Below are 15,010 nucleotides of genomic sequence, written 5' to 3'. Positions count from 1 at the left end.
CCGGTCGGGTGGCCGACCGGGGGTTCGAAAACTGCTCTGGTGGCGACCCTGCTTGCTAGGGCGCCTGTGGGGTATCAGGCGCGCCTGTGGCTAAACCAATACCCGAAAAAGTAATAGGCAGCCGCCGCAACCTGCCCACGAACGAGCGCAGCGCACATGGCACCGGCATCGACAACGGGGAGGGCTACGGGGTTCAGGGACATGCTGATCTCCAGACGATGGCCGAACCATACTCCGCCCGGCGTGCGGCTTTCAACCCGCATGGCGAAGAAGAAGCCCGCAGGGTGGGCTTGGCCCAGCGCAACAGCGGGTGGATGCCAATGGCGGGCTGAAGCCCGCCCTGCGGAAGCGGCAAGCGCCCGATTACAGGCTCATCACCTCGACGAAGCGCGGCGTGGCGCTGTCGTCGATGCGCAGGCTCTGGAAGTCGAACAGGTTGCGATCGGCCAATTGCGAGGGCACCACGTTCTGCAGCGCGCGGAACATGATCTCGGTGCGCCCCGGCGACTTGCGCTCCCATTCCTGCAGCATCTCCTTGACCACCTGGCGCTGCAGGTTCTCCTGCGAGCCGCAGAGGTTGCACGGGATGATCGGGAATTCCCTGATCTTCGAATAGGCCTCGATATCGGCCTCGCTGCAGTAGGCCAGCGGGCGGATCACCACGTTGCGGCCGTCGTCGGAGAGCAGCTTGGGTGGCATGGCCTTGAGCGTGCCGCCATAGAACATGTTGAGGAAGAAGGTCTCGAGGATGTCGTCGCGGTGGTGCCCGAGCGCCATCTTGGTCGCGCCGATCTCGTCGGCGAAGGTGTACAGCGTGCCGCGACGCAGGCGCGAACACAGCGAGCAGGTGGTCTTGCCCTCCGGGATCTTCTCCTTGACCACCGAGTAGGTGTCCTTCTCGATGATGTGGTACTCGATGCCCAGGCCCTTGAGGTACTCGGGCAGCACGTGCTCGGGAAAGCCCGGTTGCTTCTGGTCCATGTTCACCGCGACGATCTCGAACTTGATCGGCGCGACCTTCTGCAGGTAGAGCAGCACGTCGAGCATGGTGTAGCTGTCCTTGCCGCCGGACAGGCAGACCATGACCTTGTCGCCGTCCTCGATCATGTTGAAATCGGTGATGGCTTCGCCGGCCAGGCGGCGAATGCGCTTCTGCAGCTTGTTCTGGTTGACCGAAAGGGTGCCCATGGTGGATGTCCGGAGGAATGCAAAGCCGCGCATTTTACGCGCAAAGCGCGCGCCGCCCCAGCCCGACCGTCACCAGCCTGTGACGCCGCGCCACCCGGCCGCTACTGCCGCGTGCTAGGGTCGGCCGATGACAGAAGACCTCTCCCCCGCCCTGGACCTTTGCGAGCAGTTGCTGGTGCTGCTGCGCGAACGCCCCGAGGGCCTGAGCGAGTACGAGCTGATCCAGGCGCTCAAGCGGCGCCACAGCACGCACATTCCCAACCTGCCATTGACCGACAAGCTGGTGCTGTTCCGCAGCCATTTCCTGGTGTTCAACGCCCTCTACCGGCTGCGCGACCGCCTGCGCGAAGCGGCCAGCGCGCACCTGGCGATCAGCCCCATGGCGATCCGCCTGCTGCCCTACGGCGCCGGCGAGGCCGCACTGGCCGAACGCGACCCGCTGCGTGACTACTATCTGGACCTGGACAACCTGCGCGATACCGACGAGGCGGACGTGGAGCGGCTGCTGGCCAGCTTCTGGACGCGCATGCAGGGCGGCGACGAGAAGCAGGCGGCGCTGGAGCTGTTCGAGCTGGACCGCAGCAGCGAGCCGGTCACCGCCGTGCTGGTCAAGCAGCGCTACCGGCAACTGGTCGGCTTGCATCATCCCGACCGCGGCGGCAGCACCGAGCGGCTGCAGTCGATCAACCTGGCGCTGGAAATACTGCAGCGCTATTACCACTGACCCCATAGCTTCCATTCGCTCTAACCGAGCCATCGGCACCGCCGGGGTGCGCTCCTATACTGCGGCATAAGGTCGCAGCAGCCGTACCAGGGACCACTGTATCAACATGGCAAAGCGACCTCCCACCATTGAGGAGACGCCGACATGATCAATCACGTTTGGGGCCTGTTCGCCCACCCCGGCCAGGAGTGGCAAACGATCCGCGGTGAGGAAGAGACCGTCAGCCACATGTACCTGACCCATGTGCTGCTGCTTGCCGCCATCCCCGCGGTCGCCGGCTTCATCGGCGCCACCCAGGTCGGCTGGAGCATCAACGGCGGCGAGCCGGTGAAGCTGACGCAGGCGAGCTGCATGCAACTGGCGATCATGTCCTACCTGGCGATGCTCGCGGGCGTCGCGGTCATGGGCGGCTTCATCCACTGGATGGCGCGCACCTACGACGCCAACCCCTCGCTGACCCAGTGCATCGTCTTCGCCGCCTACACCGCCACGCCGCTGTTCATCGGTGGCCTGGCCGGGCTCTACCCGCACCTGTGGCTGGCGATGATCGTCGGCACCGCGGCGGTCTGCTACACGGCCTACCTGCTGTACGTCGGCCTGCCGAAGTTCATGAACATCCCGGACGACGAAGGCTTCATGTTCTCCAGCTCGGTGCTGGCGGTCGGCCTGGTGGTGCTGGTGGCGATCATCGCCATCTCGGTGATCCTCTGGGGGATGGGCATGGGCCCGGTCTACGTCCGCTGACTCCCGCGCGCCATGTCGAAGGGCCGCCATAGAGCGGCCCTTCGCGTTTCCAGGTTCCGCCGCACGGCGGAAACCCTTGGCCCATCCGCCGTTCTACATCGATAACGCCGGCCAGGGCCGAGCTGCCGTGGCAAGCCCATCCAAGGCAGATGGAGACTCCCCATGATTCCCCACTTTTTCACCTTGATGACCCGACCCGACCAGGCCTGGACTGAAATCCGCCGCGACGAGGAGAAGAACAGCTCGAACTACCTGCTGCACCTGCTGCTATGGGCGCTGCTGCCCGCCGTGTGCATGTTCATCGGCACACGCTTGGTCGGCTGGAGCCTGGTGGAGAACGAGCGCATCTGGCTGGACACCCGCAGCGCACTGCAGCTGAGCGGGCTGATCTACCTGACGATCATCCTCGGCACCTTCATCATGGGCTTCTTCCTGCGCTGGATGTCGCGCACCTTCGACGCGCGCCCGACCTTCAACCAGTGCGTCGGCTTCATCGCCTACGTGATCACCCCGTTCTTCATCGCCGGGCTCGGCGCGCTCTACCCCACCCGCTGGATCGCCATCCTGGTGCTGGTGGCGGCCGGCCTGTACTCGACCTACCTGCTGTTCGTCGGCCTGCCGAAGTTCATGCGCATCGACGACCGCAACACCTTCCTCTACGGCGCCAGCACCTGGGCCGTCGGCCTGCTGGTGCTGGTCAATCTCAAGGTGCCGATGATCCTGTTCTGGTCGCTGGCGCTGGACCCGACCTACGAGCGCGACGCACCGCAGGACCAGAGCTATGGCGTCGAGCAGAACCGTCCGCAGCAAGCGCCCGGCGGCCTGGACAACGAGCGGCGTTTCAACGAGCGGCCCGGCGAGTGACGCCTGTCCGCCACCGCTGGCGCACGGCGAGTCGTTTGGCATAATGCGGCGCTCCCCAGGAGTGCCCTATGCCCGAACGACTTCATGCGCGCGTCGAGGCCTGCTACCAGCTTGCCGAACAGTTCTTCGCGCGCCGCTTCGAGCGACCGCAGGTGAGCTTCAGGCTGCGCGGGCAGAAGGCCGGCGTCGCCCATCTGCAGCAGAACCTGCTGCGCTTCAACGCCCAGCTGTACCGCGAGAACACTGAGCATTTCCTGCGCCAGACGGTGGCCCATGAAGTCGCCCACCTGGTCGCCCACCAGATGTTCGGGCCGCGTATCCAGCCGCATGGCGAGGAATGGCAACTGATCATGCGCGGTGTCTACGAGCTACCGCCGGAGCGCTGCCACACCTACGAGATCCAGCACCGCCCGCGCACCCGCTACCTGTACCGTTGCCGCTGCCCCGAGCAGGAGTTCGCCTTCACCGCGCAACGCCACGCGCTGGTACGCAAGGGCCGCCGCTACCTGTGCCGCAGCTGCCGGGCCACGCTGACCTACAGCGGCCAGCAGCGCGTCGAGTGATGCGCCCTGGCGAACCAGGGTGCGTAGGGTGGAAAACCGCAACGCGTTTTCCACGCGTTCCGATTCGCGAAACACGGATGCCGGCCGATCCCGGTGCGTGGATAGGCGGCGCCGTTATCCACCCTACAGGCTGCGGGCACGCCAGGCGGCGATGACGAATAGCCCGGCCAGCACCGCCATCAACGGTAGCCAGCCGGCGTGTTCCCAGACATAGCCGGCGACATAGCCCACCACGCTCGAGCCCAGGTAGTAGGCGCACAGGTACAGCGCCGAGGCCTGGGCCTTTGCACCCTGGGCGTGGGCGCCGACCTGCCCGCTGGCCACCGCATGGGCGGCGAAGAAGCCCAGGGTGAACAGCCCCAGGCCGAGCACGATGGCCGCCAGCCAGGCGGTGCTGCACAGCGCGACGCCGGCCAGCATCAACCCCACGCCGCCGCGCAGCACCTGGCGCGCACCGAAGCGCGGCACCAGCCGCCCGGCCCAGCCGGCGCTGAAGATTCCGGCCAGGTAGACCACGAAGAGCAGGCCGATCACCGTCGTGGACAACCCGAACGGCGCCCCGGCCAGGCGGAAGCCGATGTAGTTGAACAGCGCGACGAAGCCGCCCATCAGCAAGAAGCCCTGCAGGAACAGCCCGCGCAGCACCGGGTTGCCCAGGTGCAGGCGGAAGTTGCCGAGCAGCACGCGCAGCGACAGCGGCTGCGCGCGGAAGTGGCGCGAGGCCGGCAGCAGCCAGACGAACAGGGCCAGCGCCAGCAGGCCGAGCCCGGCGATACCGCCCAGGGCCAGCTCCCAGCCGCCGATATCGCTCAGCAGGCCCGACAGCAGGCGCCCGAGCAGCCCGCCCAGCGCGGTGCCGCCGATATACAGCCCCATCGCCGCCGGCAGCGACGGCGGGTCGAATTCCTCGCCGACATAGGCCATCGCCAGCGCCGGCAGGCCGCTCAGCGCCAGGCCCAGCAGGGCGCGCAGCACCAGCAGCAGGTTCCAGGACTCCACCAGCACGCAGGCCAGCCCCAGCAGGCTGGCCAGGCCGAGCGCGGCGGCCATCACCGGCTTGCGCCCCCAGCTCTCGGCCAGCGCGCCGGATACCAGCAGGCAGAGCGCCAGGCACAGCGTGGTCAGCGACAGCGCCAGGCTGCTGGTCGCCGCCGAGACGCCGAAATGCGTCGCCAGCAGCGGCAGCAGCGGCTGCACGCAATAGAGCATGGCGAAGGTGGCGAAACCGGCGCAGAACAGCGCCAGGGTCGCCCGGCGATAGGCAGGTGTGCCCTGCCGCAGATGGCTATGGATGGGGTCGGTGGTCATTACGTCAGGCTAGCGCGTCAGGCTGAAAAAGCTGCGGAGCCTAGCACAGCGAAGCGGCATAAGCGCCACGGCAGATGCCTTCCACGCCAACCCGGCAAGCGCCAGTCGCCGAGCCCGGCTCCAGGCTGCGCCGAAATCGCCGAACGGGCGCCGCAGACGCTCCACCGGTCGGCCAGCCAGCGAACCTACTGGCCAACGCCGAGTCCCTTACTAGACTCCCTGTAACGTCGGTTCGGAGTGAGGCAATGACAACGACACAAACGCCTGACCAGCCCTCCCGCAAGCGCGAAGAAACCCGTCTCTTCGTTTTCCTCATCGTGTTCCTGTTTCCCCTGCTCAGCGTACTGATCGTGTCCGGCTACGGCTTCATCGTCTGGATCACGCAGATGTTGTTCGGCCCGCCGGGCCCGGCGAGCTGAGCGCAAAGCCTCCCCTGCCGAACGCTCGTAGCACCGCTTTTTCCATCGACCCGGTTGGATGCCCTTTCATGGAAACCGCCCTGCATATCGCCAGCCTGCTGGTCCATTGCCGCCCCGAATGGCTCGACGCCGTGAAGACCAACCTCGGCCGGCTGCCCGGCGTCGAACTGCACCAGCACAGCCCGGCCGGCAAGCTGGTGGTGGTGCTCGAAGCCGAGCACGAGCGCCACATCCTCGCCACGCTGGAGCAGATCCAGCAGCTGCCCGGCGTGCTCAACGCCGCGCTGATCTATCACGAAGAACTCCTCAGCCTCGAAGGAGAAGCCCCATGAGCCTGACCCGCCGTGAATTCGCCAAGGCGAACGCAGCCGCCATCGCCGCGACGGTGGCCGGCCTGCCGATCGCCAGCAGCGCCAGCAACCTGATCACCGAGGCCGACGCCACCAACCTGCACTGGGACAAGGCGCCCTGCCGCTTCTGCGGCACCGGTTGCAGCGTGATGGTGGCGACCCGCGAGAACCGCGTGGTGGCGACCCACGGCGACATCAAGGCGGAGGTCAACCGCGGCATCAACTGCGTCAAGGGCTACTTCCTGTCGAAGATCATGTACGGCGCCGACCGCCTGACCCAGCCATTGCTGCGCATGAAGGACGGCCAGTTCGACAAGCAGGGCGCGTTCCAGCCAGTCAGCTGGGACCAGGCCTTCGACATCATGGCCGAGAAGTACAAGGCCGCGCTCAAGGCCGGCGGCCCCGAGGCCATCGGCATGTTCGGTTCCGGGCAGTGGACGATCTGGGAAGGCTACGCCGCCAACAAGCTGATGAAGGCGGGGTTCCGCTCCAACAACCTCGACCCCAACGCGCGGCACTGCATGGCCTCGGCGGCGTTCGGCTTCATGCGCACCTTCGGCATGGACGAACCCATGGGCTGCTACGACGACATCGAGGCCGCCGATGCCTTCGTGCTCTGGGGCTCGAACATGGCCGAGATGCACCCGGTGCTGTGGACGCGCGTCACCGACCGCCGCCTCAGCGCGCCGCACGTGAAGGTTGCGGTGATGTCGACCTTCGAGCACCGCAGCTTCGAGCTGGCCGACATCCCCATGGTGTTCAAGCCGCAGACCGACCTGGTGATCCTCAACTACATCGCCAACCACATCATCCAGAGCGGCGCGGTGAACCGCGAGTTCGTCGACAAGCACACCCGCTTCGCCAAGGGCGCGACCAACATCGGCTACGGCCTGCGCCCGACCGACCCGCTGGAGCTCAAGGCCGAGAACCGCGGGGTGGCCAACACCTGGACCGACATCAGCTTCGACGACTTCGCCGAGTTCCTCGAGCCCTACACCCTGGAGCATGCCGCCCAGGAAAGCGGCGTGCCGGCCGAGCGGCTGGAGGCGCTGGCCAGGCTCTACGCCGACCCGAAGACCCGCGTCATGTCGTTCTGGACCATGGGCTTCAACCAGCACACCCGCGGCGTCTGGGCGAACAACATGATCTACAACATCCACCTGCTGACCGGGAAGATCAGCGAGCCGGGCAACAGCCCCTTCTCGCTCACCGGCCAGCCCTCGGCCTGCGGCACCGCGCGCGAGGTCGGCACCTTCTCCCACCGGCTGCCGGCGGACATGGCGGTGACCAACCCCAAGCACCGCGCGACCACCGAGAAGATCTGGAAGCTGCCGGCCGGCACCATCCAAGAAAAGCCCGGCTTCCATGCCGTCGACCAGAGCCGCATGCTCAAGGACGGCGTGCTCAAGGTCTACTGGACGCAGGTGACCAACAACATGCAGGCCGGGCCGAACATCATGCAGGAGGTGCTGCCCGGCTGGCGCAACCCGGACACCTTCGTCATCGTCTCGGACGTCTACCCGACGGTTTCCGCGCAGGCGGCCGACCTGATCCTGCCGAGCGCCATGTGGGTGGAGAAGGAAGGCGCCTACGGCAACGCCGAGCGGCGCACGCAGTTCTGGCACCAGCTGGTCGATGCACCCGGCGAGGCGCGCTCGGACCTCTGGCAGCTGGTGGAATTCTCCAAGCGCTTCACCGTCGACGAGGTCTGGCCCGCCGATCTGCTGGCCAAGGCGCCGGAGCTCAAGGGCAAGACGCTCTACCAGGTGCTGTTCACCAACGGCCAGGTCGACCGCTTCCCCAGCAGCGAGATCGCCGAGGGCTATCGCAACCGCGAGGCCGAGGCGTTCGGTTTCTACATCCAGAAGGGGCTGTTCGAGGAATACGCCGAATTCGGTCGTGGCCACGGCCACGACCTGGCGCCCTTCGACACCTACCACCAGGAACGCGGCCTGCGCTGGCCGGTGGTCGATGGCAAGGAGACCCGCTGGCGCTACCGCGAGGGCCACGACCCCTACGTCGAGAAGGGCAGCGGCGTGCAGTTCTACGGCAATGCCGACAAGAAGGCGATCATCTTCGCCCTGCCCTACGAGGTGCCGGCCGAGGTGCCGGACGACGACTACCCGTTCTGGCTCAGCACCGGCCGGGTGCTCGAGCACTGGCACACCGGCAGCATGACCCAGCGGGTCGACGAGCTCTACCAGGCCGTGCCCGATGCGCTGGTCTACATGCACCCCGAGGACGCGCGCAAGCTCAACGCCCGGCGCGGCAGCGTGGTTAAGGTGATCAGCCGGCGCGGCGAGATGCAGGCGCGCATCGAGACGCGCGGGCGCAACAAGCCACCGCAGGGGCTGGTGTTCGTGCCCTTCTTCGACGCCAACAAGCTGATCAACAAGGTCACCCTCGACGCCACCGACCCGATCTCCAAGCAGACCGACTACAAGAAGTGCGCGGTGAAGATCGAAGTCGTCAGCATCGCCTGAGGAGAGCCGACATGACATTCCGTTTCCTGCCGTTGTCTCTGCTCGCGGTGTTCGGCCTGGCCGTCGCCGCGGACGTCAACTACCCGCTCGATGCCCCGGCTCCGGACGGTCGCCGCCCTGGCGGCACCATCACCCAGGAGTTCACCCCGCCGCCGTTGCGCGACGAGGAGAACAAGGACCTGCGCCGCGAACGCAACTATCCCGAGCAGCCGCCGACCATCCCGCATGCCATCCGCGGTTACGCGGTGGACAAGAACGCCAACAAGTGCCTGTCCTGCCACAGCCGCGAGGCCAGTGCGCGGACCCAGGCGCCGATGATCAGCATCACCCACTTCGGCGACCGCGACGGCCAGGTGCTCGCCGCGGTGGCGCCGCGGCGCTACTTCTGCACCCAGTGCCACGTCCCGCAGCACGATGCCAAGCCGCTGGTGGAAAACCAGTTCAAGAACATCGACGACCTGCTGTACCGGGAAAACCCCGCCACCGGGAAGCAGAACTGAGGAGGCCTGAATGAAGTCGCTAATGGCCATGCTCAAGCGCTACTGGGGCGTGCTGCGCCGTCCCAGCGTGCACTACAGCCTCGGCGTGCTCACCCTCGGCGGCTTCATCGCCGGGATCATCTTCTGGGGCGGCTTCAACACCGCGCTGGAGGCGACCAATACCGAAGCCTTCTGCATCTCCTGCCACGAGATGGAGAGCAACGTCTACGTCGAGATCAAGGACACCATCCACTACACCAACCGCTCCGGCGTGCGCGCCACCTGCCCGGACTGCCACGTGCCGCATGAGTGGACCGACAAGATCGCGCGCAAGATGCAGGCCTCCAAGGAGGTCTGGGGCAAGATCTTCGGCACCATCAACACCCGCGAGAAATTCCTCGAGAAGCGCCGCGAGCTGGCCGAGCACGAGTGGGCGCGGCTCAAGGCCAACGATTCGCTGGAGTGCCGCAACTGCCACGACTTCGACTTCATGGACTTCACCCGCCAGAGCCCGCGCGCCGCGCAGTTCCACTCCACGGCGCTGGCCAAGGGCGAGGCGACCTGCATCGACTGCCACAAGGGCATCGCCCACCGCCTGCCGGACATGCAGGGCGTGCCCGGTTGGTAGGCCGCGCGACCGGGCCCCTCGGGCATGCCAACCGCAGGGTGGAAAACCGCACAACGTTTTCCACCAGGCTCCGGTGCGCATGGCGCTCCAGCCGAGACGATGGGCCGCGGCCGGACCCCACGCGTGGATGAGGCTGCGCCGTCATCCACCCTACGCACACCAGCCCACCCTCATCCAGGTGACCAACCGTAGGGTGGAAAACCGCGCAGCGTTTTCCACCAGGCTTGCGGTGCGCACGGCGCTCCAGCCGGTGACTATGGGCCGCGGCCGGAGCCCACGCGTGGATGAGGCTGCGCCGTCATCCACCCTACGCACACCAGCCCACCCTCGCTCACGCCGCCAACCGTAGGGTGGAAAACCGCGCAGCGTTTTCCACCAGGCTTGCGGTGCGCATGGCGCTCCAGCCGGCGACTATGGACCGCGGCCGCCCACGCGTGGATGAGGCTGCGCCGTCATCCACCCTACGCACCACCAAGCCCCCCTCATCCAGGTGACCAACCGTAGGGTGGAAAACCGCGCAGCGTTTTCCACCAGGCTCCGGTGCGCATGGCGCTCCAGCCGGTGACTATGGACCGCGGCCGCCCACGCGTGGATGAGGCTGCGCCGTCATCCACCCTACGCACCACCAGCCCACCCTCATCCAGGTTGCCACCGTAGGGTGGAAAACCGCGCAGCGTTTTCCACCAGGCTTGCGGTGCGTCCGGCAACCCCATGGGCAACAGCCCTCCCGGCATTACGGCGATCGATTGCAGAACCCTTCGCCCTGCCAACGAGTCGAACAGCCGCTATCCTTCTGTGACCCAACCCTCATTCGCCTGCCGTATTGCCCATCAAGGAGCCCCCGATGCGCCACTGCCTGTTCGGCCTGCTCATGGCTGCCAGCGTCGCTGCCCATGCCGAAATCCAGACCCAGGAAATCCCCTACCAGGCCGCCGATGGCACAGAGATGATCGGCTACTACGCCTACGACGATGCCGTCGAGGGCCCGCGCCCCGGTGTGGTGGTGGTGCACGAATGGTGGGGCCTCAACGACTACGCCAAACGCCGCGCCCGCGACCTGGCCGGGCTCGGCTACAGCGCGCTGGCCATCGACATGTACGGCGAAGGCAAGAACACCGAGCACCCGAAGGACGCCATGGGCTTCATGAAGGCCGCGCTGGCCGATGCCGACGCCGCCAAGGCGCGCTTCAACGCCGGCCTCGATCTGTTGCGCCAGCAGGAGCAGACCGACGCCGCCAAGCTCGCCGCGGTGGGCTACTGCTTCGGCGGCAAGGTGGTGCTGGACATGGCGCGCCAGGGCGTGCCGCTGGCCGGGGTGGTGAGCTTCCACGGCGCACTGGCCACCGAGACCCGCGCCGTGCCCGGCAGCGTCAAGGCGCGGGTGCTGGTCGAGCACGGCGCCGAGGACAGCATGATCAGCACCGACGACATCGCCGCGCTCAACGTGGAGATGGTCAAGGCCGGTGCGGACTACCAGTTCGTCAGCCTGCCGGGCGCCAAGCACGGCTTCAGCAACCCGGGCGCCGATGCGCATCAGCAAAAGGGCCTGGACCTGGCCTACAGCAAGACCGCCGACGAGCGCTCCTGGCACGACATGCAGCGCTTCCTCGAAGACACCTTCGGCCGCTGAACCCCGCCGGCGTCAGCCCCGGGCAGGGCTGGCGCCTGGCTAGGCCTGGCGATAGGGCAGCGCCTCGCGCGCCGCCTGCATGTAGGCCTGGATCCCGGCCCGCTCCTGAACGAGGAAGTCGGCGACCGCCGTGCGCAGGCCCGGGTGCGCCAGGTAATGCCAGGAGCGCGTCAGCACCGGCTCGAAGCCGCGGACCAGCTTGTGCTCGCCCTGGGCACCGGCGTCGAAACGCTGCAGCCCGTCGGCGATCGCCAGCTCGATGCCCTGGTAGAAGCAGGTCTCGAAATGCAGCCGGTCGAACTCGGCCAGGCAGCCCCAGTAGCGCCCGTACAGCGTCTGGCCATCGACCAGGCAGAAGGCCATGGCCACCGGGCGCGCGGCCTGCTGCACAAGCATCACGCGGATCGCCTCGGGCATCCGCTCGGCCAGCAGGCTGAAGAAGCGGCGCGTCAGGTACGGTGCCTGCCCACGGACCCGGTAGGTATTGGCGTAGCAGGCGTAGACGAAGTCCCAGTCGGCCTCGCCCATCTGCGCACCGGCACGCCACTCGAAGTCCAGGCCCTGCCCCGCCACCTGCTCGCGCTCCTTGCGCAACTGCTTGCGCTTGCGCGAGGCGAGCGCATCGAGGAAGTCCTGAAAGTCGCGGTAGCCGCGGTTGTGCCAGTGGAACTGGCAGCCGATGCGCTCCAGCCAACCGTCGCGGCCGGCCAGCAGCGTATCGGCCATCGGCTCGGTGAAGTTCAGGTGCAGGCCGGAACAACCGTCGGCCTCCAGCGAGTCGGTCAGCGCGTCGAGCAGCCCGCCCGCCGCCTGAACGTCGCCGAGCAACCGTTGCCCGGCCACCGGCGAGAACGGCACCGCGCAGAGCAGCTTGGGGTAGTAGCCGATGCCGGCCCGCTGGCAGGCCTCGGCCCAGGCCCAGTCGAACACGTACTCGCCGTAGGAATGCGCCTTGCGATACAGCGGCAGCGCCGCGCGCGGCGCGCCGTCGGCGTCGGCGTCGAGCAGCAGGCGATGCGCGGGCTGCCAGCCGGTGCGGCCGCCGACGCTGCCGCTGTCTTCGAGAGCACTCAAGAAGCCGTGGCGCAGGAACGGCTGCCGACACGCGAGCAAGGCATCCCATTGCGCGGCGGGCACTTCGGCAAGACGGGAAAGGGTACGGATAGGCATGTCGGGCAGTCTGGCCCGTTGCGCAGACGAAAAAAAGCCCCGCCTGGGGCGGGGCTCAAGGGAGCATCACGGATGAAGGTGATGTTTAGAACACATACTGGCCGCGAACCACGAAGCCGTCGCCGTCGTCGTCGCCAGCATCGTTGGTGATGCCATCGGTCTTGACCTTGACGTAGGTGGCACTCAGCTTGACCGCTTCGTTGACGTACCAGTTGACGCCCAGGTTGTGGGTCTTGCCGTCGACTTCACCCAGTTCACGGATGGCGACGCCCTGAGTCAGGCTACCTTTGGTGTTTTCGTCTTCGACCGTGAAGTCATCGTAGCGATAGAACACTTCCCAGGCGCCGGTCTGCTTGTTCTGGGGCTTGATGGCGTCGAACTTGCCGAGTTTGTAGCCACGCGCTTCGCCAGTGAGGGTATAAGCAGCCTGGACATAGAAACCATCGGCATCGATGTCCTCGGTAACACCGGCATTGTCACCGGCTTCCAGAGTACGCTGCATGTACTCACCCTGCAGGGAGAACGGGCCGGTTGCCCAAGCCGCTTCCACGCCCCACGCGATGTCCTTGTCGAAGTCGCCGGCAGCAGCATTGTTGAAGCCACCAAAGGCAGCACGGTTGCCGCTGTTGGCTTCGGTACCACCCTCGGTAGCAACGCCACGCATGCCCATGCGGCTGCGGAAACGGCCGTCATAGCCTTCGTCGTCGGCGTTGCGCTGGGCGTAGTTCAGGCCCACATGCAGGACGTTGCCAGCCTCATGCATCGGGGCGAAAACACCGCGCAGGTTGAGCTGCTTGGTGCTCTGGCCGTTATCGTCGCTGTTGTCCTTGGAGCTCAGGGTGACAGCACCAAGCAGGGAATCAGCATAGGTGCCGGCCACTTCGATGCCCATGCCGTTCTGGTGGCTGTTGGTCCAGTCCATCAGGTCATAAACGGCGTTGCGCTCCGGCGCGGTAACCCACTTGGAGCTGGTGGCCTTTTCCAGGCCGAAGATCGGGTCGAAGCGACCGAAGCGGATCTCGACCGGCTTGAAGCCAGTGTAGGTAATCGACGCCTCGTCAAAATAGCCGTCATCGCTGCTACCGGCGTTATGCGCGAAGTCGTAGCTCATCAGGTACTTCCAATCCTTGTAGGCGGTACCCGACAGTTCGAGGAAGGCGCGGCGGAAATAGGCTGCATCCTGGCTACCGCCGTCCGCGGTGTAGAAACCGTCGAACTGGCTGTAGTCAGCCTGCAGGCGGCCACCGAGCTTGAAGCTGAATTCTTTATCCGTCGTGGCGACTTCCAGTCCGCCCTTGGTCTTGATAACGAGATCGGCGCCATCGGTGGTGACGGTGCCGGCGAAAGCCTGGGCGGAAACGGCCAGAGCCAGGGCGCTGGCAGCGAAACCGGCGAAGTGCTTGCGGATCATCCAAAATTCCCCTTTATGTTTAGCGTCGGAAACACACGAGTTGGGCTCTTTGTGTTGCGGGGGAATGTTGGCGAGCGCTTATTGCAGCCAAGTGGCTGTTGCGTAAAGGTTTTGTGACAGGGGAACTTTTTCCGAGGCCCATTGCAGAGCGGCTGGCGAGGCAAACACGACGAGCGGTGTCGCGCGAAGAAGCCTGAATCAGCTGCGTCCGGCGCGCTCGCTCGGCCGTCGTGCGCCGGCCACCAGCTTGTCCACCGCCTTCGCCGCGGCAACCATGCCGAAGCTCGCGGTGACCATCATCGCGGCGCCGAAGCCGCCGGCGCAGTCGAGCTTGACGCCCTCGCCGACGAAGCTCTTGCTCTGGCACACCCCGCCGTCCGGCTTGGGATAGCGCAGCTGCTCGGTGGAGAACACGCAGGGCACGCTGTAGGTGCGCCCGGGTGTGCGCGAGAAGCCGTATTCGCGGCGCAGCAGCGAGCGCACCTTGGCTGCCAGCGGATCGTTGAAGGTCTTGTTCAGGTCGGCGACCTGGATCTGCGTCGGGTCGACCTGCCCGCCGGCGCCGCCGGTGGCGACGATCTGGATCTTGCGACGCTTGCACCAGGCGATCAGCGCGGCCTTGGCCGGCACGCTGTCGATGCAGTCGATGACGCAGTCGAAGCCCTCGGTGATGTACTCGGCCATGGTCTCGCGGGTGACGAAGTCGGCCACCGCATGCACCCGGCAGGCCGGGTTGATCGCGCGGATGCGCGCGGCCATCTCGTCGACCTTCGGCTTGCCCACAGCGCCGTCGATGGCCTGGATCTGCCGGTTGGTGTTGGTGATGCAGACGTCGTCCAGGTCGAACAGGCTGATCTCGCCGACACCGCTGCGCGCCAGCGCCTCGGCGACCCAGGAGCCGACCCCGCCGAGCCCGACCACCGCGACGTGCGCAGCGGCCAGCCGCTCGAGCCCCTGGCGCCCGTAAAGCCTGGCAATGCCGCCGAAACGCTGCTCATCGATCGTCATCTTTCACCCCTCGAAAACCAGCCGCGATTATAGGTGCTCGG

At 66.5% G+C, this 15,010-nt stretch carries 15 protein-coding genes; 10 read left to right on the top strand and 5 right to left on the bottom strand.

What is annotated here, in order from left to right; genetic code table 11:
* Window positions 1–363: 363 nt before the first annotated feature.
* Window positions 364–1,188 (bottom strand): tRNA 2-thiocytidine(32) synthetase TtcA, encoded by an 825-nt coding sequence (gene ttcA / locus L3N39_RS08610; RefSeq protein WP_237256914.1) that lies wholly within the window; start codon window positions 1,186–1,188, stop codon window positions 364–366.
* Between the two features lie 127 nt (window positions 1,189–1,315).
* On the opposite strand from ttcA, the gene L3N39_RS08605 reads away from it, so the two are divergent.
* The 4 genes from L3N39_RS08605 to L3N39_RS08590 all read left to right on the top strand — a co-directional run bounded on the left by L3N39_RS08605 (window position 1,316) and on the right by L3N39_RS08590 (window position 4,083).
* A complete protein-coding gene (locus tag L3N39_RS08605) occupies window positions 1,316–1,912 on the top strand; it encodes a DNA-J related domain-containing protein (RefSeq protein ID WP_237256913.1) in 597 nt (198 codons plus the stop codon).
* A gap of 144 nt (window positions 1,913–2,056) precedes the next feature.
* Window positions 2,057–2,656 (top strand): Yip1 family protein, encoded by a 600-nt coding sequence (locus L3N39_RS08600; protein ID WP_237256912.1) that lies wholly within the window; start codon window positions 2,057–2,059, stop codon window positions 2,654–2,656.
* 162 nt (window positions 2,657–2,818) lie between these two features.
* Window positions 2,819–3,520, top strand: coding sequence for a Yip1 family protein (locus L3N39_RS08595; RefSeq protein ID WP_237256911.1), 702 nt, complete (start codon window positions 2,819–2,821; stop codon window positions 3,518–3,520).
* A gap of 68 nt (window positions 3,521–3,588) precedes the next feature.
* Complete coding sequence (locus L3N39_RS08590) at window positions 3,589–4,083, top strand: SprT family zinc-dependent metalloprotease (protein ID WP_237256910.1); 495 nt, start codon at window positions 3,589–3,591, stop codon at window positions 4,081–4,083.
* A gap of 123 nt (window positions 4,084–4,206) precedes the next feature.
* Here the strand turns inward: L3N39_RS08590 and L3N39_RS08585 are convergent, their stop codons facing one another.
* Window positions 4,207–5,391 carry an MFS transporter gene (locus L3N39_RS08585; RefSeq protein ID WP_237256909.1) on the bottom strand — a complete coding sequence of 395 codons (1,185 nt, stop codon included), beginning with the start codon at window positions 5,389–5,391 and terminating at the stop codon, window positions 4,207–4,209.
* 245 nt (window positions 5,392–5,636) lie between these two features.
* Here L3N39_RS08585 and napE point away from each other — a divergent pair, with 245 nt between their 5' ends.
* The 6 genes from napE (at window position 5,637) to L3N39_RS08555 (ending at window position 11,380) form a co-directional block, all read left to right on the top strand.
* A complete protein-coding gene (napE, locus tag L3N39_RS08580; RefSeq protein WP_237256908.1) occupies window positions 5,637–5,810 on the top strand; it encodes a periplasmic nitrate reductase, NapE protein in 174 nt (57 codons plus the stop codon).
* Window positions 5,811–5,878: 68 nt separating this feature from the next.
* Entirely contained in the window at window positions 5,879–6,142 is a 264-nt protein-coding gene (locus L3N39_RS08575; protein WP_237256907.1) for a chaperone NapD, read from the top strand.
* A complete protein-coding gene (gene napA, locus L3N39_RS08570; protein WP_237256906.1) occupies window positions 6,139–8,643 on the top strand; it encodes a nitrate reductase catalytic subunit NapA in 2,505 nt (834 codons plus the stop codon). The genes L3N39_RS08575 and napA overlap by 4 nt, the downstream gene beginning before the upstream one ends.
* Before the next feature lie 11 nt (window positions 8,644–8,654).
* Entirely contained in the window at window positions 8,655–9,143 is a 489-nt protein-coding gene (locus L3N39_RS08565; protein ID WP_237256905.1) for a nitrate reductase cytochrome c-type subunit, read from the top strand.
* A 10-nt stretch (window positions 9,144–9,153) separates the two neighbouring features.
* Window positions 9,154–9,750, top strand: a complete 597-nt coding sequence (locus tag L3N39_RS08560) for a cytochrome c3 family protein (protein ID WP_237256904.1) — start codon at window positions 9,154–9,156, stop codon at window positions 9,748–9,750.
* Window positions 9,751–10,594: 844 nt separating this feature from the next.
* On the top strand, window positions 10,595–11,380 hold the full coding sequence (locus tag L3N39_RS08555) for a dienelactone hydrolase family protein (RefSeq protein ID WP_237256903.1): 786 nt from the start codon (window positions 10,595–10,597) through the stop codon (window positions 11,378–11,380).
* A gap of 39 nt (window positions 11,381–11,419) precedes the next feature.
* On the opposite strand, the gene L3N39_RS08550 is transcribed toward L3N39_RS08555, so the two are convergent.
* The 3 genes from L3N39_RS08550 to tcdA all read right to left on the bottom strand — a co-directional run bounded on the left by L3N39_RS08550 (window position 11,420) and on the right by tcdA (window position 14,969).
* Window positions 11,420–12,550 (bottom strand): GNAT family N-acetyltransferase, encoded by a 1,131-nt coding sequence (locus tag L3N39_RS08550; RefSeq protein WP_237256902.1) that lies wholly within the window; start codon window positions 12,548–12,550, stop codon window positions 11,420–11,422.
* An 85-nt stretch (window positions 12,551–12,635) separates the two neighbouring features.
* A complete protein-coding gene (locus L3N39_RS08545) occupies window positions 12,636–13,961 on the bottom strand; it encodes an OprO/OprP family phosphate-selective porin (RefSeq protein ID WP_237256901.1) in 1,326 nt (441 codons plus the stop codon).
* 198 nt (window positions 13,962–14,159) lie between these two features.
* A complete protein-coding gene (gene tcdA / locus L3N39_RS08540) occupies window positions 14,160–14,969 on the bottom strand; it encodes a tRNA cyclic N6-threonylcarbamoyladenosine(37) synthase TcdA (RefSeq protein WP_237256900.1) in 810 nt (269 codons plus the stop codon).
* Window positions 14,970–15,010: the final 41 nt, after the last annotated feature.

This window comes from Pseudomonas oligotrophica (assembly GCF_021726475.1).
In the GTDB taxonomy this organism is placed as follows: Bacteria; Pseudomonadota; Gammaproteobacteria; order Pseudomonadales; family Pseudomonadaceae; genus Stutzerimonas; species Stutzerimonas oligotrophica.
The sequence above is the reverse complement of the archived record's forward strand: the minus strand, read 5'-3'. Positions and strand labels throughout refer to the sequence as shown.